The following is a 26,101-nucleotide window of genomic DNA, read 5'->3' on the forward strand; positions in this document are numbered from 1 at the left end:
TAGTTAATTACATTAAAGGAAAAAAAAGACGCCTTTTAACGGCGTCTTTTTTTTGTTTTTCCGATCAGGCGGGTGACGAGAAACATCGTGACAGACAGTGATCTGTTTTTGCGGTATGCCAAGTATTTCCCGCGCCATTCCGGTTTGTATTTTTCTTTAAAGGCCCGCAGCCCGCTGAAGCTGTACATATACCGGACGTTGTTGAAGATGACGGCTGCGATTCTTTCCGACCAGAAAGATGTAAAGGCCGTTCCTACGTTTGACAACGGCGCCATCCCCATATTAAAAGTGGTATAGCCTTTTTCCTGCGCCCAGAGAAACAGACGGATGAAAAGCGCGTCCATAATACCGTTCGGCGCGTTTTTCCGATAACGCATCAAGTCGACTGATATTTCGCCTTCCTGGTACATCGGCATAAGGTTGGCAAAAGCGATGATCTCCCCTTCTGTGTCTTTCACGTAAGCAACCGGGGCCTGTTCCAAATAGTCCCGATCGAAGAAACCGAGAGAAAAGCCTTTCTCTTTTTTCGGTCCGAGCCATTCGTCCGAAATGTCTTTCAGCTTGGCCATAAACTCGGAAGAAAACGGCGGCTCCCCGACATGAAATGTGTAGCCTTCGCGGTCAAATTTGTTGTTAATCGCCCGCAGCCCCGCTTTTTTCTTTCCTGACAGCGTAAATGCCTCCATATCCACGAGAGCTTCTTCTCCAAGCTTGAAGAAGTTATAGCCGAAGTCGTGGTACAGCGCCATGTCTTCACGTTCAATCTGATAAAACATGACACTCAGTCCCTGCTTATGCGCTTCGTTCAGAAATTCCTCGATCACCAGCGGAAAAGAGTCTTTCTGCCCTGACGGATCACCGAGCACGACAAGTCTTCTCGAAATCTGGCCGAACAATAAAAGCGCTTTGCCGTCGCTTGAGAAATAAAACCGCTTATCCCCGAGAAAGCCGAGATGGCTGAGCGCATTTCCGCCTTGTTCTGCCAAAAAGGTCTTCAGCCGTTCAGGATCGGCCTCTTCCCCGATCGGCTTCAATCTTTTATGATAAAAGACCGTAAACAAAAGGAAAAACAGAGGCACGACAATAATGGCCGTCATCGTCGCATATGTAATGTGCGAATTATTATGGACGAAGTAATCGTGGCGCAGCAGCCGATTCATTTTATCCCAAATAAAACCGGCAATGAGATTATAGTTAAACAAGGCGATAATAAACAGAGCGGCCGCAAAAATCATCTGGCCGAGTGTATACGATGCCTGTTCCCTGATAAACTGCCGCTTCAGCAGTACAAGCACGACGATGACGACAGGCAGAATAAAGATTGCACTGATGTTCATTCCTTTTAAGAAACTGAACACAAAACCGCCGACCAGCGCGGCGACCGCCATTGAATAAGAGCGTTTCGTCCGTTTGTATAATTCAATCGGCAGGATTAATAGAATCAAGGCCGCACTAAGCGATAACGCGTTAAACGCAAGGAGCGCCGGGCGCGGAATATGCGGAATGACCGTCTCCCTGTCGATCGGCAATGCGACGGACGCAAGCACGACCACTCCCGACACGAAAACCAAAAGCGACAGCGAACCGTAAAGCACTCTGATTAAGATCCCGCGCTGCAATACGAGAAGCACGTTCGTCGTTTCTACGGCAGGCGCCATCTTCGGATTTGATTCCAGCCGTTTCAGCGTGTTTTCCGTTAAGTCGCCGGCCGCAAAGAACAGCCCGAACACAAACGGAATAAATGAATACACAATCCGGTAGATGACAATGGATGTCACGACCGCCTCCTGCGGAAAACCCATATTCTGCATGCCGAGCAGAAACAGGAGGTCAAACGAGCCTAATCCGCCCGGCACAAGGCTGATGATTCCCCCGATAGCGGCTATCGCGAATACACCGAATACATGGCGGACATCTGCGTGAATCCCCATGACATGCAGTGAATAATACATAACGACGGCCGCCGCAAACCATTCGGCAAACGAAGCTCCGATATAAGAAAAAATCGGATGCCTCAGTTTTGCTTCACCATCTTCCGTTCGAGCTTTTTTATTGTTGATCCAAGCGGCGATTAAGGCCACCGGCACAATAAGCGCCACGCCGGCGATGACAGCCCACAGCCACGGCTTCTCACCTGTGATTTCGCCCACCGGCAGCACCCGGGCGACAGTCAGAATACTGAAGACCGACAGCCCGAGCAGCGCTGAAGAAGTAAGCCAGGCAATGCCTGCGACAAGTCGTTTTACGTCGTTCGTATGCTCTTTGTACAGCATCGTCCGCAGTCCGACGCCCGCCAGACCCCCGAATCCAAGGACATTGTTAAAGGAATTGGCGATAAAGGAAACCCTGAACACTTTCCAATTCGGAATGTTGAGCCGCAACGCCCGTTTCAGCACAAAGTCATAAAAGGACATCACACTGACGGCAAGGAGGCCGAGCAGAACGAGGATAAATAAATCGTACCGCTCAATCCCGTTAATAATGTACAGCGTGCGTTTAAAAGAAAGATCTGTCAATTCCTTCTTCGACTGATAAATGACTAAAAGCAAAACTGCAATAGGAAATAATACTTTTAATATCGATAAGGCATTCTTTTTAGTCAGCAATGTTCTCTCCAATCATCATAAAATAGCTTATTTATTATAAATTCCCCCAATAATCTCCAACATATTATACACTACCACCTCACATTCAAACAAAACTCGTCTGCAACTTTCTTTCTCAGATGAAAATCAGTAATATGGTATGAAGGAGTATGAATGAGGAAGTGAGACGATGGATTATAACCTGCATGATACAACGGTCTTGGGCGGCGATATTTTTTCTCCTGAGGAACGGGATATTTGGGTGCTGTACATGAAAGTGATGACGTCGGCTGGACTCGGCGATGTGTCAGAATGGATGAAGCTTGATATGAGCATGCCGCAAATGAAGGTGCTGATGCTTCTGAACAACCATGGGACGCTGAAGGTGAGTGAAATTGCAGAAAAAATGGGTGCTTCCCTTTCAAATACCACGGGGCTGCTTGACCGGTTGGAAAAATCGAGTTTCGTTACACGCGCCCCGTCAGAAGAAGACCGCCGTTCAGTCGTCGTTCAATTAACGGAAAACGCGAAAAACATTTTCCGCAGCCTTTATCAAAAAGGACATGTAAAATTGAAGCGATCATTGGAAACGCTGACTGCTGAAGAAAAACAAACGGTTAATCAAGGGCTCGCCATTTTGGCAAAAGCGCTGGAATCCTCCAAACAGGCATAGAGATGAAAAAGGCCTGCCGTATCGGCGGCCTTTTTTTATTTGACATTTAATTCATTCAAAGTGAATAATATATTTTAAGTGAATTAAAATGAAAGGATTGATCAGTATGCCGGGACGAGTGCAAACAGGAAAAAACCAGAGCTGGGCCATCACCCTTTTTACGATCGGTGTGTTCATGGCGGCGCTGGACAACGGAATTATTTCCGCTGCTCTGACGACGATTAACAGCTCTTTTGATATTTCTCCTTCATGGGGATCGTGGGGCGTGACCCTTTACACATTGGGACTCAGTGTCAGTGTGCCGATTGTCGGCAAGCTGTCGGACCGCTATGGACGGAAAAAACTGTTTATGATTGAAGTCGGACTGTTCGGTCTTGGCTCTTTGCTTGTCGCACTCAGTCAGAGCTTCCCGATGTTTTTGGCGGCGCGGCTCATTCAAGCCTTTGGCGGCGGAGGAATTTTTATTATCGGCAGCTCACATGTGCTGGCTGTTCTTCCGAAAGAAAAACAGGGAAAAGCTCTCGGGCTTTTAGGGGCGATGAACGGTATAGCGGCCGTCCTCGGACCGAATATCGGGAGTTTTTTGCTTGATATAACCGGGTCGTGGCATTGGCTGTTTTTGATTAATCTGCCGATAGCCGCCGCTTTGGTTGTGTGCGGCGGTTTGTTTATCGCTGAAACGAAAGAGCCTGAGGCGAAAAAGCTTGATCTTGCCGGCACGCTGATGCTGTCTCTGGCAATCTTATCTTGCATGATCGGTATCACGAACCTCGACGGGGCAAAGCTTTCAGAAAGCATCATGGACGTGAAGGTGTACGGATATCTTCTGGGGGCTGCATTTCTCTTTTGGGCGCTGCTTAAGGTTGAAAAGCGGGTTGAAAACCGCGGGGGCGATCCGATTCTCGCCTACTCGCTGCTGCAAAATAAAGTGTTTCAATGGACGCTCGTCATCGGGTTTTTATCGGGCGGGCTGCTTGCTGCGGTCATTTTTATTCCTTCTTACGCGGAGCAGTATTTGCACGTATCGGCGGAGAAAGCGGGTTATTGGATGACGCCGCTCGCGTTGGCGTCCGGCATCGGAGCATGGCTCGGCGGGGCGGTCACGGATAAGAAAGGGCCGGTCTTCTCTGCTGTTGTATCAGGCGCTATCGCATTTGCCGGCTTCAGCCTGTTTCCGTTATGGGTGACGGATAAATGGGAATTTGTCACGGCGAGTGTCATTGCGGGGATCGGTTTCGGATTTCTGCTCGGAGCTCCGCTGAATGTGCTTGTATCAGAAACGGCGGGCCAAAACAAAGGGACGGCGCTCGGCACGCTTTCCCTCGTGAGGCAGGTCGGGCTGACGCTCGCCCCGGCCTTATATGCCGGCTTCATTACAGCCGGCTTTGGCCGGATCGGAGATGACATCAAAACCCGTTTAGCAAAAAGCGGCGTTCCCGCTGATCAGGCGCAATTGCCCGATATCAGCGGCGGGCTTTCTTCGTTGCAGGAACAGGTAAGCCGAATCCCCGTTCCCGCCGTCAAAAAAGCGGTTTCTGATGCGATTGAAGCGGGCATTGCCAGCGGCTATCATCACCTTTATACGGCAGCCGCCGTCATTTCGTTATGCACGATTGTGTCTGCGGCTGTTTTGGCGTTTTTCCGGAAGCCGGCATCCTCTAAGACAAACGCCAGTCCATCCGCCGGCAAAGCTCAGTAATATGGGCGATATGATGTTCAGAATGCCAGACATATAATCCGAGCGCTTGTTCCAGCGTAACCGTCTCTTTGGATACAGGATGGAAGTATCTCCGTTTGTATTGGGCTTCCGTCATGGAGCGCAAAAGAGCGGCCCATCTTCTGTGCAGGATTGTTAACAGCTCAAGCGCATCCCTGCAAGCGGCCGTTTTGGAATCATGAAGATCGGCCCAGCCTTTTTCATCATAGGGACGGATTTCCGGTTCATCTTCTGTTAAAGCCAATTTAAACCGGGTATAGCCGTTCATATGGCTGTCCGCCAGATGGTGAACCACTTGACGGACAGTCCATCCCCCTTTGCGGTACGGCGTATCGAGCTGATTGTCCGACATCGCTCTGACAGCTTGTTTCAGTTTGGCCGGAGCGTGTTCCAGCGCATTGATCCATTCTTGTTTCTGTCCGGCCGAAATCGATTCAGCCGGCTGATATTCTCCAATCGGATAGCTGAGGGTTTGTTTTTCCATTTTTGTCTCTCTCCCGTTGATCGTATTATGAAAGTATGATGGTGATGTCGCAGCCTTCCGCTTTCGCTTCACGAAAGACCTGAAGCACACTCTCTGCGCCATTTTCTGTAAGCTGCTTGCTTTGTTCAAACTGTCTCCATTCTAAAACGAGGGGGTACTCGACCCAGCCGGTCAGACAATCCCATAAAGCGTCAAGGTTTTCACCGTAGTATTCAGGAAGGGCAAGCTCCTTTTTCAATGTCTGGTGCAGGTCGCTCATACTTCTGATTTGTTCCCCGTTAATGATTGCTTTTTTCATGTGCGGCTCCTTTCTCATGATTTTATTCTATCAGTTTACCATTTTCCTCTTCAGAAGTGACCGGAGTCTGCCGAGGTTCCAGCTGGACGATGCCTTGCCCGCCGTCAACGGCCACCCTGTCCCCCGTTTTCAGTTTTGACGTTGCATTTCCGCACCCGACAACAGCAGGAATCCCCAGTTCCCGGGCGACGATCGCCGCGTGGGACAAAGGGGCGCCGACGTCCGTTATGATAGCGGCCGCTCTTGGAAAAAGCGGGGTCCAGCCTACATTGGTTGTCGAAGTCACTAAAATTTCCCCCGCCGCAAAAGAATCCCCGTCTTCCGGGACATCAAGGACACGGACAATGCCCTCCACTCTCCCGGCCGCTCCCGCGAAACCTTTTAAAGTATACGCATCATCAGTTTCCGCAGGCATAAAAGCATCGTAATAATCCGCTCTTCTGTCAGGATCCTCGGCCCATTTAAACGGATTGAATCTTCCGTTAATAACGGATGGGAACGGCGGCAGTTTTTTATAAGTTTCATAGTTTTGCTTTCTCGCTTGAATCGACGCAACCGCCGGCTCTTTCCCCGCGAGCAGATCGGTTATTTCATGCAGATACAAAAAGAAAATATCGTCCTTCATGCCGGTCATTTCCGCCGCTCTGAGCGCGAATGCTCTGGCTGTCCGGTACACCCTGACAAATTCGGATCTGGTTGTTTCTCTAATATTCGCGTAATCTGACGCTTTTTCCATTTTGGCTTTGAGCCATTTGACCTTATGAGGAAACTTTTCTTCAAATCTTCGGAAGGCCTGTTCATGCGCCCGCTGCTGTTTCAAAAGCAATTGTTCGGCATCAATACCCGACTCCTTGTGTTCTTTGATCTGCTTCGTCAGCCAATCCCGATTTTCTCCCGGATGCGGTATGGAAAGTTCGTATTCATGCGGGCCTCGATGGCCTTGGTTCCTGAGATATTCTTCCTCGCTCATACGGCCTTTCATGACTTGATCAATGCCGATAATCGGCTCCAGGCTGGCCAGTCCGCCTTTTCCCCTCAGATTGGAAAGCAGGAGATTCGCATCTTCTATGCCTGCGAGTTTTGTTAATTGAGAGGTTAACGACGAAGAGGATTGCGCAGAATCACGCCCGCCGGATATTAACGCAAACCACGCATTGCACAAATACGGATAGATCTCATTGTTCCATATCGCTAATAATGCCCGCTCCGTTTCGGCACGTTTCAGCTTTTCCTCAATATGCCGGCACCACTCCGGCGATTCGTCCAAGTAGGAGGACATGTTTTTTTTTGCGTGCTTCATTTTCGACAGATACGGTTTCAGTTTTTTCGAGATGATCTTCAAAAGTTCATACTTTGAGAACGGATATAAAGGAATCTTCATTTCCGCCGGGATTTCTCCCAATGTATCGCTCATCATTTTTCCTATTTTACCGCCTTTCGGATTCAGACCGAAAGCGGCGAGAACGGAAAGAGGCTGGCTCATATTGTTATAGGCTCTTCCGCAAATATTGCCGGACCAGACATAATAGCCCGGAATAATGCCCGACTCTTCATCCAGATTCCGGAGGAGCGACCATGTCAGCGGCGTCATCACATCGGGAATCGCTTCTCCTATATTTGTGTTTGTCCATAAAAAATCACCGCTGAAAGAATCATTCCATTCATAGGTTTCCAGATTTCCGGCTTGTAAGGTCGTAATCGGGCGGGATTGAAGAATATACAATGTCCCGCCCGCGGCGGCCCATTCAATATCCTGCGGCCCTCCAAGATCTTTTTCCAGCTTTTTCGCCAGTTTATAGAGCTTTGACGCATATTTACGAAATTCCCCGGGGCCGTCATATTTTTTCTTGGGCCGTGCCAGTTTAAAAGAATAGGCATCGGCTTCCCCGGAAACGAGCTGCTCCCCGAGACCGTAGACGTAATTGCCTGTCATCTCCCGCCTGCTCCCCGTAATCGGATCTGCGGTAAACAGCACTCCGGATATCTCAGACGGTATCATCAGCTGGATGACGATTGCGATTTCATGCTCATCTTCCATTCCCTGAACGGCGCTGTACGCTTTTACCCTTTCTGACTGTGCCGATCGGCGGACTTCATCAATCGCCCCGGACATGTCTTGATCTGTTTTGACATTCAACACCGTATCGAATTCTCCGGCAAAGGAAGCCTGAGCGGAATCCTCGCTCAGCGCAGATGAGCGTACGGCAAACAACGCAGATGCATGGCGGCTGCGGATGGAATTCACATATTGATCAATAGCCTCTCTCGCCTGATGGCGGAGCTGTCCGTCCTGAAAGGCTGACGGCAAAATCACAAATCCTTCAGGCACAGGATACCCGCTTTGATACATTTTAGAGAGAATGCTTCCTTTTCCTCCCGCAGAGAAATAAAGTTCGGCCGGAAGTTCTCCGAATGTTTTGACACAGTCATTCATAATGTCCCCGCTCCTTTTTAGTCGTTCATCCAAGCTCTCCGTTTTTCTCTTTTTCACTTTTTTTGAAAGTATTTCCTATAAGTATACAATATATCGGTCTTCACAAGGGAGAAAATCGATGGCGTTATTTTGTCATAAATGCATCCGGTCAAAACGGACGCAGGCGGGGGTCTTCAGCCAGTGAACGCGCTATTAAAATTAGAGATAGGCTGCCCGATACTGCTTACCTGGCATTCGCTGTCGGCTTGCCCGGGGGGCTTTGTATGCAGAATGTACAACTATCCGTCCTCGTGCCAGATAAAGCGGACCCGCATCAAAAGGCGGCTGAAACGCCGCCTTTTTTTCAGACTGTGCGGCCTTGATGCGCCGCCGTATTTCTTTTAATCTGCTTCGGCTGATACACTTTCCCGACAAACAAGTATCCGTATCTGAAATGGTTGCACCCCCAAGATATGAAAATGGGACCGAGCGTGCAGATCAAAAATAACAGAAGGATGGCAGCCGGCAAAGGCATTGACCGCAAATAGCCTTCCAGGAGGTATCCGCTGATTAAAAAGTAGGAGTGCAGCAGATAGATTGAAAACGAATAGTTGCTGATCATCATCACAATCGCGGGCACTTTTTTGAGCTTTGAAAACAGATGAAAACACAGAAAGATCATACTGACCGCGTAAATCATAATATCCGGACGTTTAGAAGAAATGGACCCGCCGCTGGTATATGAAACGGCCACAATCAATATGGCCGATACGGCCGCACTGAAGTAAACCGCATAACGGTACTGATTGATGAGCGCTAAAAAACGCCGGTATTCCTTTCCGCAATAAAATGCCAGACAGAAATAAAACAGCCAGCCCGGAAACGGAACCCAAAAGAACGGAAAAATAGAATCAAGCCCCGATGAAGCAGGCGGACGAACGATTGAAAAATAGGCCAGATAGACGGCATTGATGATAAACGAAACAGACAGCACCCACACGGGAGATGTGTTGTTCAGCCAGCGGTGCAGCAGCATATGGAGAATGTAAAATTGAAAGATCACAAGAATGAAGTACCCGATGAAGTTTCCTAAAAAGACATTTTCTAAAAATTTACCGAACACTGAAATGAAACCGGCTCCCTCTTCTGCGACACTTTTCATTAAGATGGCATCCACCGCGGCGATAAACAGAAACGGCACGAAAATGACTTTTCCCCTTTTCTTTAAGAATCCTGCAGGGACGCCTTCCGGATAGGACCTGGCAAGCAGAAATTCCGAGATAAAGATAAACGCCGGCGTGCTGAACATCAGCAAAGTCCGGAATGCATCAACCGTACGGGCGGCGCTTGCTAAGGACTCTTCCTGAATCATCAGCACCATTGACACCACGTGCAGCAGAACGACACTTAAGCAGGACAGGCAGCGGATCACGAAAATTTCTTTTATCTGCATGCGGCCGCTCCTTTTTCACAAGCGCGGCGGACTTTGACGTATGCCTGACGCAGCCGCTTTTCCCGCAGCTCGGGTGTGCTCGTTTTAACTGAGGACATAAAGTTCCGTTCGGCTTTTTGAATGCCGCAAAATTGCAGAATTCCTTTTTTCAGCGTAATCCAGTCCGCGTTTTTCCGGAACCACTTTAAGTGCCTGTTCGGGGAGTCCGCCGTATAAAACACCTGTGCCGTCTCTGCCCGCAGCAGGCCTTTTACACGGCCGTTTTCAAATGTGTAGGCTTCTCCGGCGACAAGCACTTTGTCAAAAAAGCCTTTCATAATCGCCGGAACGCCTCCCCACCACAGCGGGTAGATGAAAATGAGATGATCCGCTTCTTTCATCAGTTTCCGATATCTCTTCGTTTCAGCGTCCCGTTTCATATCCGCCCGCTTTTTTTCATCTCCGGCCTTCAGCACGGGATCAAATTGATCAGCGTATAAGTCAATGACAGTATAGCTTTTGCCGCTGTCCTTCAAAGCCATGGCGACATATTTTACGATAGCCGCATTGAAGCTGTTCTCATCCGGGTCTGCATACACAATCACCGTCTTCATATGTACCTCCCAGTATTTCTTAATTTTTACAATTATTATATCATGATGTCTTATGAATAAGGCAAAGACATGATGAAAGGGGTTTCAAATCTGTATGCGGCTGAAACCAAAATCCACTCCCGAAGTCTTTCTATGATCAGGATTTCCGCATCCGGCATTTCTGCGTTTTTTCGCAGCCGTGTGGTATACTAGCTGTCAAATGAATGGGCTTGGAGGACAACATGAGAATTTTAAAGTACGCGATTTTAGGGCTTTTAAGAAAAGGCGAATTGAGCGGATATGATATATCGAGCTATTTTAAAGAAGAGCTCGGCCAGTTCTGGAGCGCAAAGCACAGCCAGATTTATCCGGAATTGAAAAAACTGACGGCTGAGGGGTTTATTACGTTCCGCACTGCGATTCAAGGAACGAAGCTTGAGAAAAAAATGTACACGCTGACCGGCAATGGAGAACGGGAGCTTGCCGCCTGGCTGACGAAAAAAGATCCGATTCCGGAAACGGTGAAGGATGAATTTATGCTGAAGGCTTATTTCATCTCAGCTTTGACCCGGGAGGAAGCGGATGAGCTATTCACCGATCAGCTCGTAAAGCGGAAGGAAAAATTGTCCGACTTGGAAAACAGTTATCACGAACTGATGACATCGTCCGAGGATGCGGATTCATTTTCGTCTCCGGATTTCGGCCATTATCTCGTGCTGACAAAAGCGCTTGAGCGGGAACGCAATTACATTTCCTGGCTTGAAGATATTTTGGCTCTCATCAAAAAAGCATAAACAAAAAAACGGGCGGCTTTGTATCTATAAGCCGCCTGTTTACGTTCTGAGAACCGCCGTGATCAACGAATCAGCCATTAAAATAAGAAAAAGCAGGCTGAAATATACAATTGAATACAAAAACATCCCCTTCGACCATTGCGTGTCATCCGCCGCCTGAAAACCTTTGACGCTCCGGTACAGCCAGATGACTCCGAGCAGAAGAGCGGACGCGGTATAAAGCGGGCTGACATCTATATAGAAAGGAACGAGCAGCGAAACCGCAGTCAGAACGGCGATGTAACGCAGCATTTTCATTTTTGTGACGCGGTTGCCTTTTACAATCGGCAAAAGCGGAATACCGGCGGCACGATACTCTTCCTTTCGCCTGATCCCGATCGCCCAAAAATGCGGCGGCTGCCACAAAAACATAATCGCATATAACAAAATCGCGGGCATATCAATAAACCCGGCCAGCGCGCAATAACCGATTAAGGGCGGAGCGGCTCCCGGAAAGCTGCCGACAAATGTACTCCAGACGGATTGTCTTTTAAACCAAAGCGTATAAACGACGGCATACAGCAAAAATGCAAGCAGGCCAAGAACGGCGGTCAGTACATTAAGCGAAGCAAGCATGATGAATCCGCATGCGCCGAGACAGATGCCATACAGGATCATGACTGGCGGCGGTATTTTCCCCGTGACGCTGGCGCGGGTGCGGGTTCGCGCCATCTTTGCGTCCATGCCGCGGTCAAAGAAGTTATTAAAAACAGTGCTTGACGCCATGACTAACGCCGTTCCGATCATGGCAACCGCCATGGCGGCAAATATACCGGGCCCTCCGCCCGTCCTTTCCGACTGAAGCCATGCGATCCAAAATCCGCCCAATGCGGCGAGTGAATTCGAGATGATAATCCCCGGTTTGGCAAGGATGATAAAGTCCTTGACCGTCACCCGGTTTCCGTTATGCTTCATCGGCTGTTCCGTCTGTGCTGCATTAGAATTCATCAGTTCAGGTTCTCCTTTTTCGGCTTATCATATCAGGAAGAATAAGGAAGTTCAATTCATACCGGTTATTTTTCACAAAATTGTAAATAGTGTATGAAAAGCCGCATCTTCTGACTGGATGCGGCTTATGGCTCCCTGATCTGCCGAATGTACACAATTTTCAATTCAGCGGAGGCCCTGAGCGCGGGCCGGCGATGGCGGGCTTCAGGCGCCATTTTTGCGCGTCACTGTGATTTTCGCTCTCTTTCGAGAACACTTCAGAAAAATAAAAAACCTTGCCGGTGAACGGCAAGGTTTCTTTCTTACAATGTAAATGCGATATCCGCCCCTGACACAGGGTCTTTGACGAATATGCCCGCTTCTTTTTCTTCAATCTCAAAGCCGGCATCGGTCAGCGCTTTTGTCACTCGTGACAGCTCTTTTTGATGCGGAAGCACGATGGTGTAATAATCCAGTCCGCTTGCGTTTCCCGGTTTCGGCGGCGCATGTGTTCCGGCCCATATATTCAGGCCGATGTGATGGTGATACCCTCCCGCTGAAACAAACAGGGCGGACATGGCGGCGTAATTGCCGACAATGTCAAAACCGAGGATATCGGTGTAAAAAGCTTTAGCTTCCTGTAAATCCGTCACATGCAGATGGATGTGACCGATTACGGTTCCTTCCGGGAGGCGGCTTTTCCGTTCAGCTCCGGCTTCTTTCAAAAGCCCGTTCACATCGACGGGCGCCGTTTGCATGACGTAATTGCCCTCTGCATCGCGCTGCCACGTGCTGCGGGGACGATCGGCGTATATTTCAATGCCGTTTCCGTCCGGATCAGACAGGTAAAGAGCTTCACTGACCGCGTGATCCCCCTGACCGAGTGCGATGCCGTTTTCAATCAGCCGGGCCAATGCGATGCCGAGTTCTTTCCGGTCAGGCAGAAGTATCGCAAAATGGTACAAGCCGGTGACAGACCGCTCCGGGAGAATGACGGCGCTTGGATTTTCTTCAAGCATCAGCAGGACGCGTTTTCCGTCTGCTGACAGTTCTGCGGAACGATCGGTTTGCGAGATGACTTGAAAGCCGATCACATTTTGGTAAAAGTCGAGCGACCGTTCCAAATTTTTGATAGTCAATTTGACATAACCGATTGCTGTATCTTGATGAATGCCGGTCATTTGAACGCCTTCTTTCTTATGCTGAAAAAGTTTCTCCCTTTTTTGATTTGAAAAGGAGCTGGTCCAATGAAAGCAGACGGCTTCCTGAAAGCGCTAAGTGAATAGATGCCACCAGTAAGATGAAATCAAATTCCGATCCGCCCATAAATGGTGAGGAAAGCTTCGCCGTAAAGATGGCGCCGACTAATGTGAGGGCAAACAGAACGCCGATTATGCGCGTCGCCAGACCGAAAAAGATCAGAACCCCGCCGACAAGCTCAATCGTTGCGATAACATAGACCATAAACGCCGGAAGCCCGATGCTTTGGAAAAATTGTGTGGTGCCTTCTAATCCTTGGAACTTAGATAAACCGTGTACAAAAAAGATAATACCTGTTACAACCCTTAAAAGCAGTGTTCCTGTTTCGAATGATTTATTCATAAAATCCTCCTTGAAAATTATTATCACTTACTTTATGTAAGCTAGTATATATACATAACTTATTTACGTCAAGTAATTTCGTTACATTTAACGAAAATAACTGAAAAGTACTATTTATCCTCATAAAAAAAAGACCTCCGCACTCTGTCGGAGGTCTTTGTCCCTATTTACGATTCCCGGAACTGGCTTTCATATAATTCTTGGTAAAAACCATTCTGGCTGAGAAGTTCGGCATGGGTTCCTTTTTCAGCCATTTCGCCGTCTTTCAGCACAAGAATCTGGTCGGCTTTTTGAATCGTGTTCAGCCTGTGGGCAATAATGACGCTCGTTCTGCCTGCCATTAAACGGCCGAGCGCTTCTTGTATTTTCACTTCGGTCACTGTATCAATGTTGCTCGTCGCTTCATCCAAAATGAGCAGAACCGGGTCCGCTAGCACAGCTCTCGCAATGGAAATGAGCTGCTTCTGTCCTTGGCTGATGCCCGCGCCGTTTTGGGTAAGAACGGTATCGTAGCCTTTCGGGAGCCGTTCGATGAATCCGTGGGCATTGGCGGCTTTTGCGGCTTCCTCCACCTCTTTGTCAGAAGCATCCAGCCGGCCGTAGCGGATATTCTCCCTGATAGTGCCCTGGAAGAGAAATGAATCCTGCAGAACAAACCCCATGTTTTTTCTCAGACTGGATCTTGTCAGTTTTTTGATGTCCGTTCCGTCAATGAGGATTTTTCCTTCATTCGGCTCGTAAAAACGGGCGATCAAGCTCGTAACGGTTGTTTTACCCGCTCCGGTCGGACCGACGAAGGCGATTGACTGTCCTTTCGGAACGCTGAAGGACAGATGTTTTAAGATCAGGCTGTCTTCCTGATAGCCGAAGGAGACATCACGGAATTCAATGTCACCCGTTTTGATCGGCTGGTGCGCCGCATGCTCTTCATCTTCCCGCTCCTCTTTTTCATCAAGCACGTCAAACACCCGTTCAGCCCCGGCGATTGCCGATAACATCGTATTGAACTGATTGGCTAAATCATTCAAAGGGCGGGTGAACTGCCGCGAGTATTCGGCGAATACGACAATGGAACCGATTGAGATCCACCCTTTCAATGCAAACAGCCCGCCGACCGCCGCTATAATCGTAAAGCTTAAATTGTTTAAAGAGTTCATGACTTTCGGAATGAATCCCGAAATGGTCTGCGCCCAAAATCCCGATGATTTTAACGCCGCGTTTTTTTCTAAAAATTGCTCCATGACGCGGTCTTCTCTTGAGTAGGCTTTAATGACCTTCGCTCCTGATACCGACTCTTCAATAAAACCGTTCAGCTCGCCGAGGTTTTTCTGCTGCTGCTTAAACAAGAGTCCCGTCCGGTTGGTGATCCATTTGATGCTTAAAAACATGATCGGAATGATCAAAAGCGTAATCAATGTTAAAAGCGGGCTCATGTACAGCATCACGGCGATTGTGCCGACGAATGTAATGACGCTCGACAGCACCTGAATGACGGATGTATTTAAAGTGGAGCTGACATTTTCAATATCATTGGTGACCCGGCTCATCAAGTCGCCGAGCCGCTGTTTATCAAAAAACGGAATCGGCAGCTCATGCAGATGGGTAAACAGCTCGCTCCGCATTTTAAACACGGTGCTTTGCGAGATATTGATCATCCAATAGTTTTGAAACCATAAGGACAACGATTGCACGAGGTAAATTCCAAACAGTATGAACAGCACCCCCGCCAATCCGTCCGTCGTCCGTCCGACGATGAAATGATCAATCGCCTTTCCGATGACGAACGGTCCGAGGAGGCCGAATATGGCGCTTATGACTACCATGATGATCACAAGAGTCAATAGCCCTTTTTTCTCTGCTACATACGACCAGATTCTGCGCAGCGTGCCTTTTGCATCTTTTGCTTTCGCTCGTTTTCTGCCGCCTTCACTCGATTTGAGCGGTATTTTCGGATAACGGAAAGGTTTACGAATGTCTTTCTCCACTGTCAGCTCCCTCCTTTCCGAATTGGGATTCATAAATCTGCCGGTACAGATGAGACTCTGCCATCAGCTCTTGGTGCGTGCCTTTTGCCAGCAGTTCGCCGTCTTCAAGCAATAAGATGGTGTCAGCCTTCATCGCGGTCGTTATTTTTTGCGTGATAATCAGTGTCGTGCATTCATAGGATCTGATCGCTTTTAAAAGCTTGGCTTCCGTCTGAAGATCCAGCGCGCTCGTACTGTCGTCTAACAGCAGGAGGGACGGCTTTCTGATAAAAGCGCGCGCGATGGAAATGCGCTGCTTCTGCCCGCCTGACAAATTGACGCCCCGCTGTCCCAGCACCGTGTCGTATCCGTTTGACAGCTTCATAATCGTTTCATGGATTTGCGCGTCTTTGGCTGCTTCCATTACTTCATCTAGTGAAGCATCCTCCCGCCCCCAGGCGATATTTTCACGGATTGTGCCCGAAAACAGGAGCACTTCCTGCGGAACATAGCCGATTTCCCTGCGCAGCCCGTGAGCGGAGAATTCACCGATCGGTTTTCCGTCTATGAAAATACTGCCTGAATCAGCCGTGTACAGGCGCGGAATCAGCTGAAAGAGCGTTGATTTTCCTGAGCCTGTCGCGCCCATAATGGCAACCGTTTCTTTCGGGCTGGCAGAAAAGGAAACGTGATGCAGCGCGTCTTTTTCCATGTCCGGATAGCGGAAGGACACTTCGCGAAACTCAATTTCGCCTGCAAGCGCTTGTGCCGGGTCATGTCCCGTTCCCTCGCCGCCTTCTGTTTCCAGCACCTCGCCGATTCTTTCGCCGGAAGCTTTCGCCCGGGAAAATACCATAATGAGAAATGGCAGGACGGAAAGCGCGCCTGTAATCCGCGTCGCATAGTTAATCACGGAAACGATATCTCCGACCTGCGCCCCGCCCTGATCAATGCTTTTGGCGCCGAACCATAAGATAAACAAAATGCAGCTGTTCATCAGCAGCATTAAGATCGGCATCGCCGCTTCCACGAGACGAAATGCGGATACTGTTTTTTCCATCAGCTTCGTATTCGATTTCAAAAAACGTTTCACTTCGTGGTTTGCACGGAGAAGCGCTTTAATCAGTTTGATCGCCGTCAGGTTTTCCTGCATGATCGTATTGACCTGGTCAAGCCGCTTTTGCACAGATCGAAACAACGCGCCGCCTCTTTTCAGCACCCACAGTAAAAACAAAAGCAAAATCGGCACCGTGATCAGCAGAAAAAAACCGAGTTTCGCATTAACGGTCAGCGAGAGAATAATGCCGCCCGCGATCATTAACGGCGCCCGAAGCATAAACCGGAGACTCATAAAAAGCATATTTTGGACCTGCGTCACATCGTTTGTCAGCCGGGTGATAAACGATGTGGATGAGAATTGCGCAAACGTCGAATAGGAGAAGGACTGGATTTTTTGAAATAGCCCTTTTCGCGTATCATACGCATAGCTTTGGCTGATGTGGGCGGAGTAGAACGAATTTAAAATGCCCGATGCAAATGAAACAACGGTCAGTCCGATCATCACGCCGCCCCACAGCCAGACCGTTCCGAGCTCCTGCTTTAAAATTCCTTCGTCGATGATTTTCCCGATCAGCAGGGGCTGTATCAGCTCTACCGCAAGCTCGATGAGCATGAAAAACAGAGCGATTCCCGCCAACAGAGAATACGGTTTTACATATGATAAAGCCTTTGACATGTGTAAGCCTCCAAATTCTTTGTTCAGTATTATTATTTTATGCCTTTCCGGCAAATGAATAAAGAAATTTGGTGTGCCGTTTTTTCAATAATCTGTGACAAAGATAAACCTTCCCTGAAAGGGAAGGTTTTGACCTTATTGATCCAATTGCTGTTCAATGCGCTCCCGCATTTGCGGAACGCTTAATCCGACAATGACCTGAAGCGCCTTGCCTTTTCTGACGACGCCGTGGGCTCCCAGCTCTCTGAAATCGGCATCACTTTTGACCTTTGATTCATCAGCGACAGTGACGCGGAGACGGGTGGCGCAATTGGTGACCTCCGTAATATTGTCCTTTCCGCCCAGCGCTTCAATATACAAAGCGGCTGTATCCCGTTGTGTTTCGTCTGCCGCCGCTGTTTCTTTTGAAGCCTGCTTCCGTTCTCTGTACTCCTTTTTCGAATAAAGCTTTGTTTCCTTTCCTTCCTCTTTCTCTCTGCCCGGGGTGGCGATGTTGAATTTGAGAATGAGGAAGCGGAAGACGAAAAAGTAAATGGCGGTAAAGCACAAGCCGATGATGATCTGGTATACATACGTCAAACCGTGGCTTGGCGCCAGCGGGATCCAGTTCAAGGTCGCCGCTTCAATCAAACCGCCGCCCATATTTCCGACGACGCCGGCCATATACATGACGGTCGCCATGGAAGCGGCAAGCAAAGCATGAACCGCAAATAAAAACGGCGAGATAAAAAGGAATGTAAATTCAATCGGCTCCGTAATACCGGCGACAATGGACGTCAAGGTGACCGGGATCAAAAGGCCGGCGACGATTTTTTTCTTTTCCTTTGAAGCCGTAGCGTAAAAGGCGAGCGCGATTCCCGGAATGCCGAAGATTTTCGAGTTGCCGTGAAGCGCGAAGCCCCCCTGCGGGAACAATTCTTTCAGCGGTTTGACGCTTTGGGAGTATTCTCCGAGATGCTGGGCCCAATAGGTGACGATACCGCCTTCAGCTACAGCCGGCCCGTAAACAAACGGTGAGTAAATAAAATGATGCAGACCCGTCGGAATTAAAATCCGCTCCAGGAACGTGTAAATCCACACGCCGACCGCCCCGGAAGAAACGAGAAAGCTTTGCAGCGATCCGATTCCAGACTGAACCATCGGCCATACGTAGGCCACCGCAAGTGAAATCGGTATCATAATGAAAAAAGAAATAATGACGATGTACGAAGATCCTTGGAAAATCCCCAGGAAATCCGGCAGTTTTTTATCAAAATAGCGATTGTGCAAGTAAACGACAATAGATGAAATAAAGATGGCGCCGATAATATTCGTATCAAGCGTTTTGATCCCGGCGATCATCGTCAGCCCGCTCGTTCCGCCAACTTCCTGATTCATATCGACATGAAAAGCCCCGCCCCAAACCGTCAGAATCGCATTGATAAAGTAATTGAATGTAAGATAAACTGTAAGCGCTTCCAAACAAGCCCGCGCCTGCGCTTTTTTCGCTAAGGCGACAGGGATGCCGATCGCAAACAGGAGCGGCATTTGATTAAAGACGGTCCAGCCGCCCTGTTCAATGACATACCAGCATTGATACCAAAGCCCGTCAGGATCAGCCAGCGGCCCCATCAGCGTTTTATTTTTAAAGAGCGTACTCAGACCGACAATAATACCGGAAAATGCAAATAACAAAACAGGCACAAACATCGCGCTGCCGAAGCGCTGGACTTTTTGCATCATTTCACGTGACCTCCCGCTATTTATCAAAATTTTCAAGCTCTTTATAATCAACATATGCACGGAATAACGCTTCGCCCACCAGAAAAAACGGGGCAAATGCGACAATTTCCGTTTTATCGCTTAACGTTACCGGCTTGCTGGTCGCATAAAGATTATACGGCGTCGTCTGCGCCAGTACGTTGTTTTTCAGATTGGTGATTGAAATGAACGGAACTCCCTTTGCGGACAAGGTCCTTGCCTGCGGAATTAATTCGGGTGTTTCCCCGGATAAAGAAATAATGATGAATACGTCATCAACCGTAAAATCATCACACATGATATCAAACTCTGTGATGTCCTGTATTAAAATCAAATACTTCCGCCGGGATACAAACATCCGCTGCAGCTCGCGGGCGCACACCCTTTGAGCCGTGCCCGATCCGTAAACGAAAATCCGTTTTGCTTCATCTATCAGCCGGCAGATCTCCGTCATATCTTTTGACTTTACGTATTTTACGTTGGCTTCAATATCATCCAGCAGCTTTTCAAATGTCATATTCTCGCCTTCTTCAGGCTGATCCTCCCATTTCAGAAAAACCCGGAATTCACTGTAGCCGCTGAAGCCGAGCTTTTGGGCGAGCCGCAGGATCGAAGACCGAGAGACATTGCAGGCTTTCGCCATGTCATTGATACCGAGATGGTAGCACGTATGCTTATTGTTCAATATATATTTTAAAATATAAAAATCGTTGTCATTTAATTTCGCGTAATGCTGATTAACCAGTTCTTCAAGACTCATCCCAAAATCCCCCCGTTTTCTTTCTATTATATAGAATAACAGATGAAGAAAACGGGGAAGATTGTCATCAGGAAATATGAGACGGACTTACATCAAGCTCTGGCCAGTAATCCTTATTAGCCTCCATCAGATCTTCAAGAATCAGTCTTGCCACACGGGCATTCGGCACTGTTTTTGACAGGATCAGCGCCTGCCACAGCTTTTGAAATGACCGCTCTTCCCATGCTTCAGCCGTCAGTTTTTCGACAGATACCTGCTGTTCCATCAGGCCTTTTTGAAATTGCGGAATATTCCCGACGGAGAGCGGTTCCGGTCCGTTTGAACCTACGAGACAAGGAATCTCAACCATGGCTGACGGATCAAAGTTTGCGATCGCGCCGTTATTTTCAACGATTAACAGCATTCTCTCCCCGGTATTGTAAGCGATGGCCCGGGCAAGATCGACGATATAGGAAGCATGGTCGTCAATTGTAATTTCACTGTTTTCCGATGACTGCTCGCGCGTAATCATATCGCATTGGCTGAAAATGAAAGCTTCGCGCCCTTCCATGACTTCGTTGGCTCTCGTATGATTCGGATTTGATTTTTTCACCATATCATCAGGGAATAAGTAATATTGCAGATATGTGTTCGGAAGCGTATCCGGATCGGCCGCCTGAACGTCGCGCGCTTTTTTGAAGGTGTCATTCCAGCTTGCTTCGGTCTGTTCAGCCTCCGTCTTCGGAACGTAGCCGTATTCACGGACATGCTCTTTCAGCTTCGGCATTAAATCATTGCCCTCTCGATCCGTGATGGACGTCCACCAGCCAAAGTGGTTCAAGCCGTAATAACGGACCTTCATTTCTTTTCTTGAGGATAATCCGAGAATGTTCGCCATGCGATCCTCAATTCCGACCGGCATGTCGCAGATGTTCAATATTTTTGAATTCGGTCTGAGGCGCCTTGTCGCTTCGGCCACAATCGCCGCAGGATTGGAGTAATTCAGCATCCATGCGTCAGGCGAGTACGTTTCCATATAATCAAGGATTTCCAGAACGCCGCCGATAGACCGCATGCCGTATGCAATTCCGCCCGGCCCGCATGTTTCCTGCCCGACGACACCGTACTTCAGCGGGATTTGTTCATCCAGCGCGCGCATCGCATATTTCCCGACGCGGATATGCGCCATGACGAAATCAACATCCGTAAAAGCCGTCTCCGGGTCATCAGTCGCCAAAAATTCAATGTCCGGCGCTTTTTCTTTTATGAATACCTCACACGCACCCGCAATCCGCTCCTGCCTTTCTTTATCATTGTCATAAAGTTTCAGCTTTCTGATCGGAAACTCTTCCAGGTGATTCAAAAGCATTAATACAATTCCGGGGGTAAATGTGCTGCCGCCGCCTGCAATAACGATTGAGAATGATTTGTCTGTCATGTGAAGCCCTCCTCTGATAACGTTTACATTTTATTTATATCATGAGAATGGCTTCTCTGTACCGGGTTTGTGGGAGTTAGATCATTTAATCATTTTTAGTTATTTTTCTCAAAAAGCGGGAAAGTTCTCACAGGAACAAAAAAGGCCTGCTGTGATCAGCAGACCTGTGTCTCAAAAATGCTCTTGTAAATCAGAAAGCTGCACTTCCTGCTCAAATTGAGGATTTCCGATCGGAAAAATCCTGGCCGTTTCCTTGTCCTCGTTGACATGCTGAATATAAATCGGGACGCCTTCATATGTCACATACGCCATGGCAGCGGATTCAGCAATGTCTTTCGCACGCTGTGTGTTCACGTCTCAAACCTCCTTTGGGCCTCACACATAACGTGTCCGGCAGCCAAGAGAAGTATGCTTGTTTCTTACAATTGTCCGGCGGTGAGTTTGAATTTTTTGAGGCGTTTGTAAAACGTGCTCCGCGGAATTCCCGCCATTTTGGCGGCCAGCGTGACATTTCCCTTTGCCGATTCAAGCGCGTTTACGATGATGTTTTTCTGAATGTGCTCCCGGATGGAAACAGGGGGCGCTTCTTCTTGGCTAAAAGACTGAGACTCTTCTGTGAGGCCTGACGCTTCAAGCAGAGATGGGAGAGGGCGCCCTGACAGTCTTCCGTCCGGGAACATGACGGACAGACGTTCAAACACATTAAACAATTCTCTGATATTCCCCGGCCATTTGCGGTTCTTTAAGATGTCTAAAAAATCATCAGGAAGCTCTCCCGACCAGCCGCAGTTCCGCTGAAATTCAAAGAAGAGGCCGGGAATGTCTTCAGTGCGTTCTCTTAATGGCGGGAGATGGATCGGACAGACGTGAAGCCGGTAAAATAAATCCTCTCTCAGCTTTTTGCTTTCGACAAGCCGTCTCAGATCAGTGTGGGCGGCGGTGATGATTCTGATGTCAACGGGAATTTCTTTCGTCCCGCCGATCGGAGTGACCTTCCGTTCCTGCAGCACGCGTAACAGAGCGACCTGCATGGAGTGTGATATTTCTCCGATTTCATCGAGGAAAAGTGTGCCTTTATCGGCTTTTTGCAATGCGCCGATCTGTCCTTTCCGTTTGGCTCCGGTGAAGGCGCCTTCCGTGTAGCCGAACAGTTCGCTTTCAATCAGCTTCTCGGGGACCGCTCCGCAGTTCACTGCGATAAACGGGCCGTTTTTTCGGGAGCTTGTGTTATGAATCGCCCGGGCGGCAACCTCCTTTCCCGTACCGGTTTCTCCGGTCAGACAGACGGTTGCGTCCGTTCGGGCGACAAGCTCCAGCTGCTGCAGCATATGTCGGGATGACGGGCTTTCGCCTGCCGCGCCATGAAATATAAAAGACGGCTTTTCTTCTCGTTCGGTTACATAAAAGCATGTGAAGCCGTTCTCCTCCCGTTTCGCCCGCTTGATCTGAAAGCCCTGTTCCTCAAGCTCGCGCAGCATTTGCCCGGTTAAATGCTGAACGGGGCGGCTTGCGGCGATAATCCGATTGATCTCATTGCAAAGCACGATCGGTTCATGAGACTTGGTGAGTTCCTCAAATTTTCCGATCATATCAAGTTCTGTCATCTTCATCTTTAAGGCGAGCTCCCGTTCCGCCGTATAAGCGATGGAGGAAGCAATTCCGAGCATAAATGGCTGAGCGCGGGCGGCAGGGCAGGAAATATCAATGACACCGGCCAGCCGCCCGTCTTCATAACGGATCGGAGCGGCGGAACAGCTCCACTGATGGGAAGCGAGCGAATAATGTTCAGAGCCGTGTATCATGACCGGCTCATTCGTATAAAGGGCCGTCCCGATCGCATTCGTGCCGACCGCCGTCTCCGTCCAGCAGGCGCCCTTTAAGAAATTGATGCGGTTCGCTTCATGAATGGTGCGCGGGTGGCCGTTAACTGAATGGACAACGCCGTCGGCATCAATCAGGAGAACCATCATTTCCATTTCCCGCATCGCCGTCTTCATTTTTTCTGCGTGCGGCGACGAGGCCGCCAAAAATAACGCATGCTTTTCGGCCTGCCTTTCTATATGATCTGCCGGCATTACCTTCGGCCCCTTTTCCAGATAAGGGTTGACGTCGGCTTTTTTGCAGCGGTGCCATGAGGCTGCGATCCGCTTCTGAATACGGGATTCATCAAGCACGCCTTCTTTCACAAAGCGCTTCCAGGTTTTAAAATCATTCCGAATGACATTCATCGTATCCGCTCCCCCCTGTTCAGACCATCTTTTCATATATTGTAGGGGAAAAGTAAAGCGCTTTCAATAAAAAATACCCCTTCTCAGTCTGAGAAAGGGTATCCCGGCTACACGGAATGCACCGCAAGTCCGGTGACATTCAGCAGAGCTTCCTGAAGTGTTTCCGAAAGAGTCGGATGAGCGGCGATCAAGTGCTCTGACATATCCGCCGTCATTTCACCGTTCATCAGCATGACCGCCTGGCCGATCAATTCTGTTACGTCCGGTCCGATCATTGACACGCCGACGATTTCTCCGAATTCCGGTTCGGCAATGATTTTCATTTTGCCGCCGTGCTGATGTTTAATTAACGCTTTTCCGTTAGCGGAAAATGAGCATTCTCCGATTTTCACGTCTCCGTATTTCTCTCTCGCCTGCGTTTCCGTCAGTCCGACAGCTGCCATTTCCGGCGATGTATAAATGCAGCGGGGCACCGCCCGCATATCGACTTTGCTGTCCTTTCCCGTGGCATGCGAAGCGGCGGTGATGCCTTCATGAATAGCGGCATGCGCCAGCTGCATTCCTCCGGCCGCGTCGCCGCATGCATATATATGCGGCACATTTGTCTGCATATGGTCATTGACTTCAATGCCGCGCGGAGAATACAGGATGCCTGCCTGCTCCATGTTCAGCTTTTGCAAACGCGGTTTTCTGCCGATTGCAACCAGAATGTGATCAGCCCGGGCCTCAATTTCTTTGCCGTCTTGTGTCCACACAGCAGTTTTCCTTTCTCTGTCAATCCGCTGTAGGGCGGCTTTCGTCTGAATATCAACCCCGCTCTCTCTTAAAGAGTCTTCAAAAGCGGCCGCGATTTCTCCGTCTTCTGCCGGGAGCAGCCTGTCAGCCGATTCAATCACCGTTACTTTCGTTTTAAACCGGCTGAATAAAGATGCAAACTCGCAGCCGATTACACCTCCTCCGATAATGAGAAGAGAAGAAGGAATGTGCTGCAAAGAAAGCGCATCTTTGCTGTCGATCACCCAATTGCCGTCAAAAGGGGCAAACGGCAGCTCCGCCGGTTCAGATCCGGATGCAATCAATATCCGGTCCGCTTCCAGAATGTCTTTTGCACCTTCTTCTTCTTCAATCAGCAGCGTCTGATCTGTGAGAAATGAAGCAGTCCCGCGGATGACTTTAATCTGATTTGCTTTCATTAAGTATTGAATTCCCTGCACGAGCTGGCTGACGATTTGCCGTTTGCGCCCCTGCATGCGGGCCCAATTGAGTGTAATGTTTTGCGGGAGTTCGATGCCGAATGTATCTGCGTGCCTGATTTTATCAAGCACATTTGCGCTTTCCAAAAGCGACTTTGTCGGGATGCACCCTTCATTGAGACACGTACCCCCGAGCGGTCCTTTGTCTATCAGGACGACTTCTGCTCCCCTCCGCGCGGCAGTCACGGCTGCTGCATATCCGGCCGGCCCGCCGCCGATAATGGCTAGTTTCATTTCTTCACCTCTCTCTATAAAATCAATCCGGCAGGCTCTTCAAGCAATGTTTTGACCGTTTTCAGGAAGTCCGCGGCCGGGGCGCCGTCACATACTCTGTGATCAAAAGTAAGGCTCAGCGGCAGGATGGTGCTTTTGACAAGCTCATCTCCTTTGAACGCCGGCGTTTCATAGCTTGCGCCCACCCCAAGAATACCGGCTTCAGGCGGGTTTAGGATCGGGGTGAAATGCTCAATTCCGTAACCCCCGAGATTTGTAATAGAAAATGTCGATCCGCGAAGGTCATCGCCGGAAGCATTGCCTTCCCGCGCCCGCCGTGCAGATGTGCTGATGTGATCCGCAAGCTCAAGGAATGAAAGCTTTTCCGCATCCCGGATCACCGGCACGACGAGGCCGTTTTCAAGAGAAACCGCCATCCCGAGGTGGACATATGGATGGGTGATGATCCGCTCCTCTTGATAAGAGCTGTTCAGCTCAGGATGCTGTTTCAGCGCAAGCACCGCGGCCCGGGATACGAAATGTGTGACCGTCAGTTTAACACCGCTCCGCTTTTTCGCACTGTCAGCGAGCTGCCGCTGCCATTTCAACAGCTCTGTAATGTCGGCTTTCATGGTCAGCGTCAGCTGGGCGCTGTTTTGCAGGCTTTTGTGCATTCGGTCTGCAATCACTTTTCTCATCGCTGAAGCCGGTTTTCCCTCCGGCTGTGCCGTCTGAACCGAAGACTGCGGTTCAGCTTCCGTCTTCATGGCCTTAATGACGTCAGCTTTTACAATTCGGCCTCCGGGACCCGTCCCGTTCAGCGTATCAACTTTCAATCCGGCTTTCTCGGCCATTTTTCGGGCAACGGGAGATATTTTCACGCGGTGTTTACGCTTTTGCCCGGCTTTGGGAGCGGGAATATGTTCAGGTTCAGCTTGCGGTTTCCCTTCATTTTCAGGCGCCGGTGTCTCTTTTTCCCGCACTTCTTCGCCGTTTTCCCCGATATAACAGATGGCCGTTCCCGGCGGGACCCCCTCTCCCTCTTTGACTTTAATATGAAGAAGCGTGCCGCTTTCAGGCGCTTCAATGTCCATTTCTATTTTTTCAGAGTTGATGCTGGCGATGCTTTCTCCCTTTTCAACCGGGTCGCCGACTTTTTTATTCCAGACGGATACTTCACCTTTTTTCATCGCCATTCCAAGCTTCGGCATCACTACTTTTACAGCCATTCTTT

General features: G+C 49.1%; 21 protein-coding genes. 3 read left to right on the forward strand and 18 right to left on the reverse strand.

Annotation, left to right across the window (positions count from 1 at the left end; all coding sequences use genetic code 11):
- Nucleotides 1-35: 35 nt before the first annotated feature.
- The gene (mprF, locus tag ACH32G_RS14665; RefSeq protein ID WP_045925454.1) at nucleotides 36-2,606 is read right to left on the reverse strand and encodes a bifunctional lysylphosphatidylglycerol flippase/synthetase MprF; all 2,571 of its coding nucleotides are present in this window, start codon (nucleotides 2,604-2,606) and stop codon (nucleotides 36-38) included.
- 169 nt (nucleotides 2,607-2,775) lie between these two features.
- Here mprF and ACH32G_RS14670 point away from each other — a divergent pair, with 169 nt between their 5' ends.
- Both ACH32G_RS14670 and ACH32G_RS14675 read left to right on the forward strand, forming a co-directional pair.
- Nucleotides 2,776-3,258 (forward strand): MarR family transcriptional regulator, encoded by a 483-nt coding sequence (locus ACH32G_RS14670; RefSeq protein ID WP_016936726.1) that lies wholly within the window; start codon nucleotides 2,776-2,778, stop codon nucleotides 3,256-3,258.
- Nucleotides 3,259-3,364: 106 nt separating this feature from the next.
- Nucleotides 3,365-4,957 carry an MFS transporter gene (locus ACH32G_RS14675; protein ID WP_448814493.1) on the forward strand — a complete coding sequence of 531 codons (1,593 nt, stop codon included), beginning with the start codon at nucleotides 3,365-3,367 and terminating at the stop codon, nucleotides 4,955-4,957.
- Here ACH32G_RS14675 and ACH32G_RS14680 read toward each other — a convergent pair.
- From ACH32G_RS14680 to ACH32G_RS14700, 5 genes are all read right to left on the reverse strand, one after another.
- Nucleotides 4,917-5,459 carry a YfiT family bacillithiol transferase gene (locus ACH32G_RS14680; RefSeq protein ID WP_448814494.1) on the reverse strand — a complete coding sequence of 181 codons (543 nt, stop codon included), beginning with the start codon at nucleotides 5,457-5,459 and terminating at the stop codon, nucleotides 4,917-4,919. The genes ACH32G_RS14675 and ACH32G_RS14680 overlap by 41 nt on opposite strands.
- A 25-nt stretch (nucleotides 5,460-5,484) precedes the next feature.
- On the reverse strand, nucleotides 5,485-5,757 hold the full coding sequence (locus ACH32G_RS14685) for a ribonuclease inhibitor Barstar (RefSeq protein WP_016936729.1): 273 nt from the start codon (nucleotides 5,755-5,757) through the stop codon (nucleotides 5,485-5,487).
- Between the two features lie 22 nt (nucleotides 5,758-5,779).
- Complete coding sequence (locus tag ACH32G_RS14690; protein ID WP_448814495.1) at nucleotides 5,780-8,191, reverse strand: PEP/pyruvate-binding domain-containing protein; 2,412 nt, start codon at nucleotides 8,189-8,191, stop codon at nucleotides 5,780-5,782.
- Nucleotides 8,192-8,534: 343 nt separating this feature from the next.
- Complete coding sequence (locus tag ACH32G_RS14695; RefSeq protein WP_064778750.1) at nucleotides 8,535-9,623, reverse strand: acyltransferase family protein; 1,089 nt, start codon at nucleotides 9,621-9,623, stop codon at nucleotides 8,535-8,537.
- A complete protein-coding gene (locus tag ACH32G_RS14700; protein ID WP_448814496.1) occupies nucleotides 9,614-10,216 on the reverse strand; it encodes an NAD(P)H-dependent oxidoreductase in 603 nt (200 codons plus the stop codon). Before ACH32G_RS14700 ends, ACH32G_RS14695 begins: the two co-directional genes overlap by 10 nt.
- A gap of 221 nt (nucleotides 10,217-10,437) precedes the next feature.
- Here ACH32G_RS14700 and ACH32G_RS14705 point away from each other — a divergent pair, with 221 nt between their 5' ends.
- Entirely contained in the window at nucleotides 10,438-10,989 is a 552-nt protein-coding gene (locus ACH32G_RS14705; protein WP_016936735.1) for a PadR family transcriptional regulator, read from the forward strand.
- Between the two features lie 39 nt (nucleotides 10,990-11,028).
- Here ACH32G_RS14705 and cyoE read toward each other — a convergent pair whose 3' ends face one another.
- The 12 genes from cyoE to ACH32G_RS14765 all read right to left on the reverse strand — a co-directional run bounded on the left by cyoE (nucleotide 11,029) and on the right by ACH32G_RS14765 (nucleotide 26,096).
- Complete coding sequence (cyoE, locus tag ACH32G_RS14710; RefSeq protein ID WP_448814497.1) at nucleotides 11,029-11,976, reverse strand: heme o synthase; 948 nt, start codon at nucleotides 11,974-11,976, stop codon at nucleotides 11,029-11,031.
- A gap of 302 nt (nucleotides 11,977-12,278) precedes the next feature.
- Complete coding sequence (locus ACH32G_RS14715) at nucleotides 12,279-13,136, reverse strand: VOC family protein (protein ID WP_047476537.1); 858 nt, start codon at nucleotides 13,134-13,136, stop codon at nucleotides 12,279-12,281.
- A gap of 16 nt (nucleotides 13,137-13,152) precedes the next feature.
- Nucleotides 13,153-13,557 carry a DoxX family protein gene (locus ACH32G_RS14720; protein WP_014304646.1) on the reverse strand — a complete coding sequence of 135 codons (405 nt, stop codon included), beginning with the start codon at nucleotides 13,555-13,557 and terminating at the stop codon, nucleotides 13,153-13,155.
- Between the two features lie 167 nt (nucleotides 13,558-13,724).
- On the reverse strand, nucleotides 13,725-15,542 hold the full coding sequence (locus ACH32G_RS14725; protein ID WP_064778755.1) for an ABC transporter ATP-binding protein: 1,818 nt from the start codon (nucleotides 15,540-15,542) through the stop codon (nucleotides 13,725-13,727).
- A complete protein-coding gene (locus tag ACH32G_RS14730; protein ID WP_448814498.1) occupies nucleotides 15,523-17,256 on the reverse strand; it encodes an ABC transporter ATP-binding protein in 1,734 nt (577 codons plus the stop codon). Before ACH32G_RS14730 ends, ACH32G_RS14725 begins: the two co-directional genes overlap by 20 nt.
- A gap of 135 nt (nucleotides 17,257-17,391) precedes the next feature.
- A complete protein-coding gene (locus ACH32G_RS14735; protein ID WP_448814499.1) occupies nucleotides 17,392-18,978 on the reverse strand; it encodes an alpha-glucoside-specific PTS transporter subunit IIBC in 1,587 nt (528 codons plus the stop codon).
- Between the two features lie 16 nt (nucleotides 18,979-18,994).
- Nucleotides 18,995-19,756, reverse strand: coding sequence for a MurR/RpiR family transcriptional regulator (locus ACH32G_RS14740; protein WP_188154868.1), 762 nt, complete (start codon nucleotides 19,754-19,756; stop codon nucleotides 18,995-18,997).
- 67 nt (nucleotides 19,757-19,823) lie between these two features.
- On the reverse strand, nucleotides 19,824-21,173 hold the full coding sequence (gene glvA, locus ACH32G_RS14745) for a maltose-6'-phosphate glucosidase (RefSeq protein ID WP_060963313.1): 1,350 nt from the start codon (nucleotides 21,171-21,173) through the stop codon (nucleotides 19,824-19,826).
- Nucleotides 21,174-21,344: 171 nt separating this feature from the next.
- Nucleotides 21,345-21,527, reverse strand: a complete 183-nt coding sequence (locus tag ACH32G_RS14750) for a small acid-soluble spore protein H (protein WP_016936743.1) — start codon at nucleotides 21,525-21,527, stop codon at nucleotides 21,345-21,347.
- A gap of 65 nt (nucleotides 21,528-21,592) precedes the next feature.
- Nucleotides 21,593-23,401, reverse strand: coding sequence for a sigma-54-dependent Fis family transcriptional regulator (locus tag ACH32G_RS14755; RefSeq protein ID WP_448814500.1), 1,809 nt, complete (start codon nucleotides 23,399-23,401; stop codon nucleotides 21,593-21,595).
- 107 nt (nucleotides 23,402-23,508) lie between these two features.
- Nucleotides 23,509-24,888 carry a dihydrolipoyl dehydrogenase gene (gene lpdA / locus ACH32G_RS14760; RefSeq protein WP_448814501.1) on the reverse strand — a complete coding sequence of 460 codons (1,380 nt, stop codon included), beginning with the start codon at nucleotides 24,886-24,888 and terminating at the stop codon, nucleotides 23,509-23,511.
- A 14-nt stretch (nucleotides 24,889-24,902) separates the two neighbouring features.
- The gene (locus ACH32G_RS14765; protein WP_448814502.1) at nucleotides 24,903-26,096 is read right to left on the reverse strand and encodes a dihydrolipoamide acetyltransferase family protein; all 1,194 of its coding nucleotides are present in this window, start codon (nucleotides 26,094-26,096) and stop codon (nucleotides 24,903-24,905) included.
- Nucleotides 26,097-26,101: the final 5 nt, after the last annotated feature.

It is taken from the genome of Bacillus sp. CIS52 (assembly GCF_053545315.1).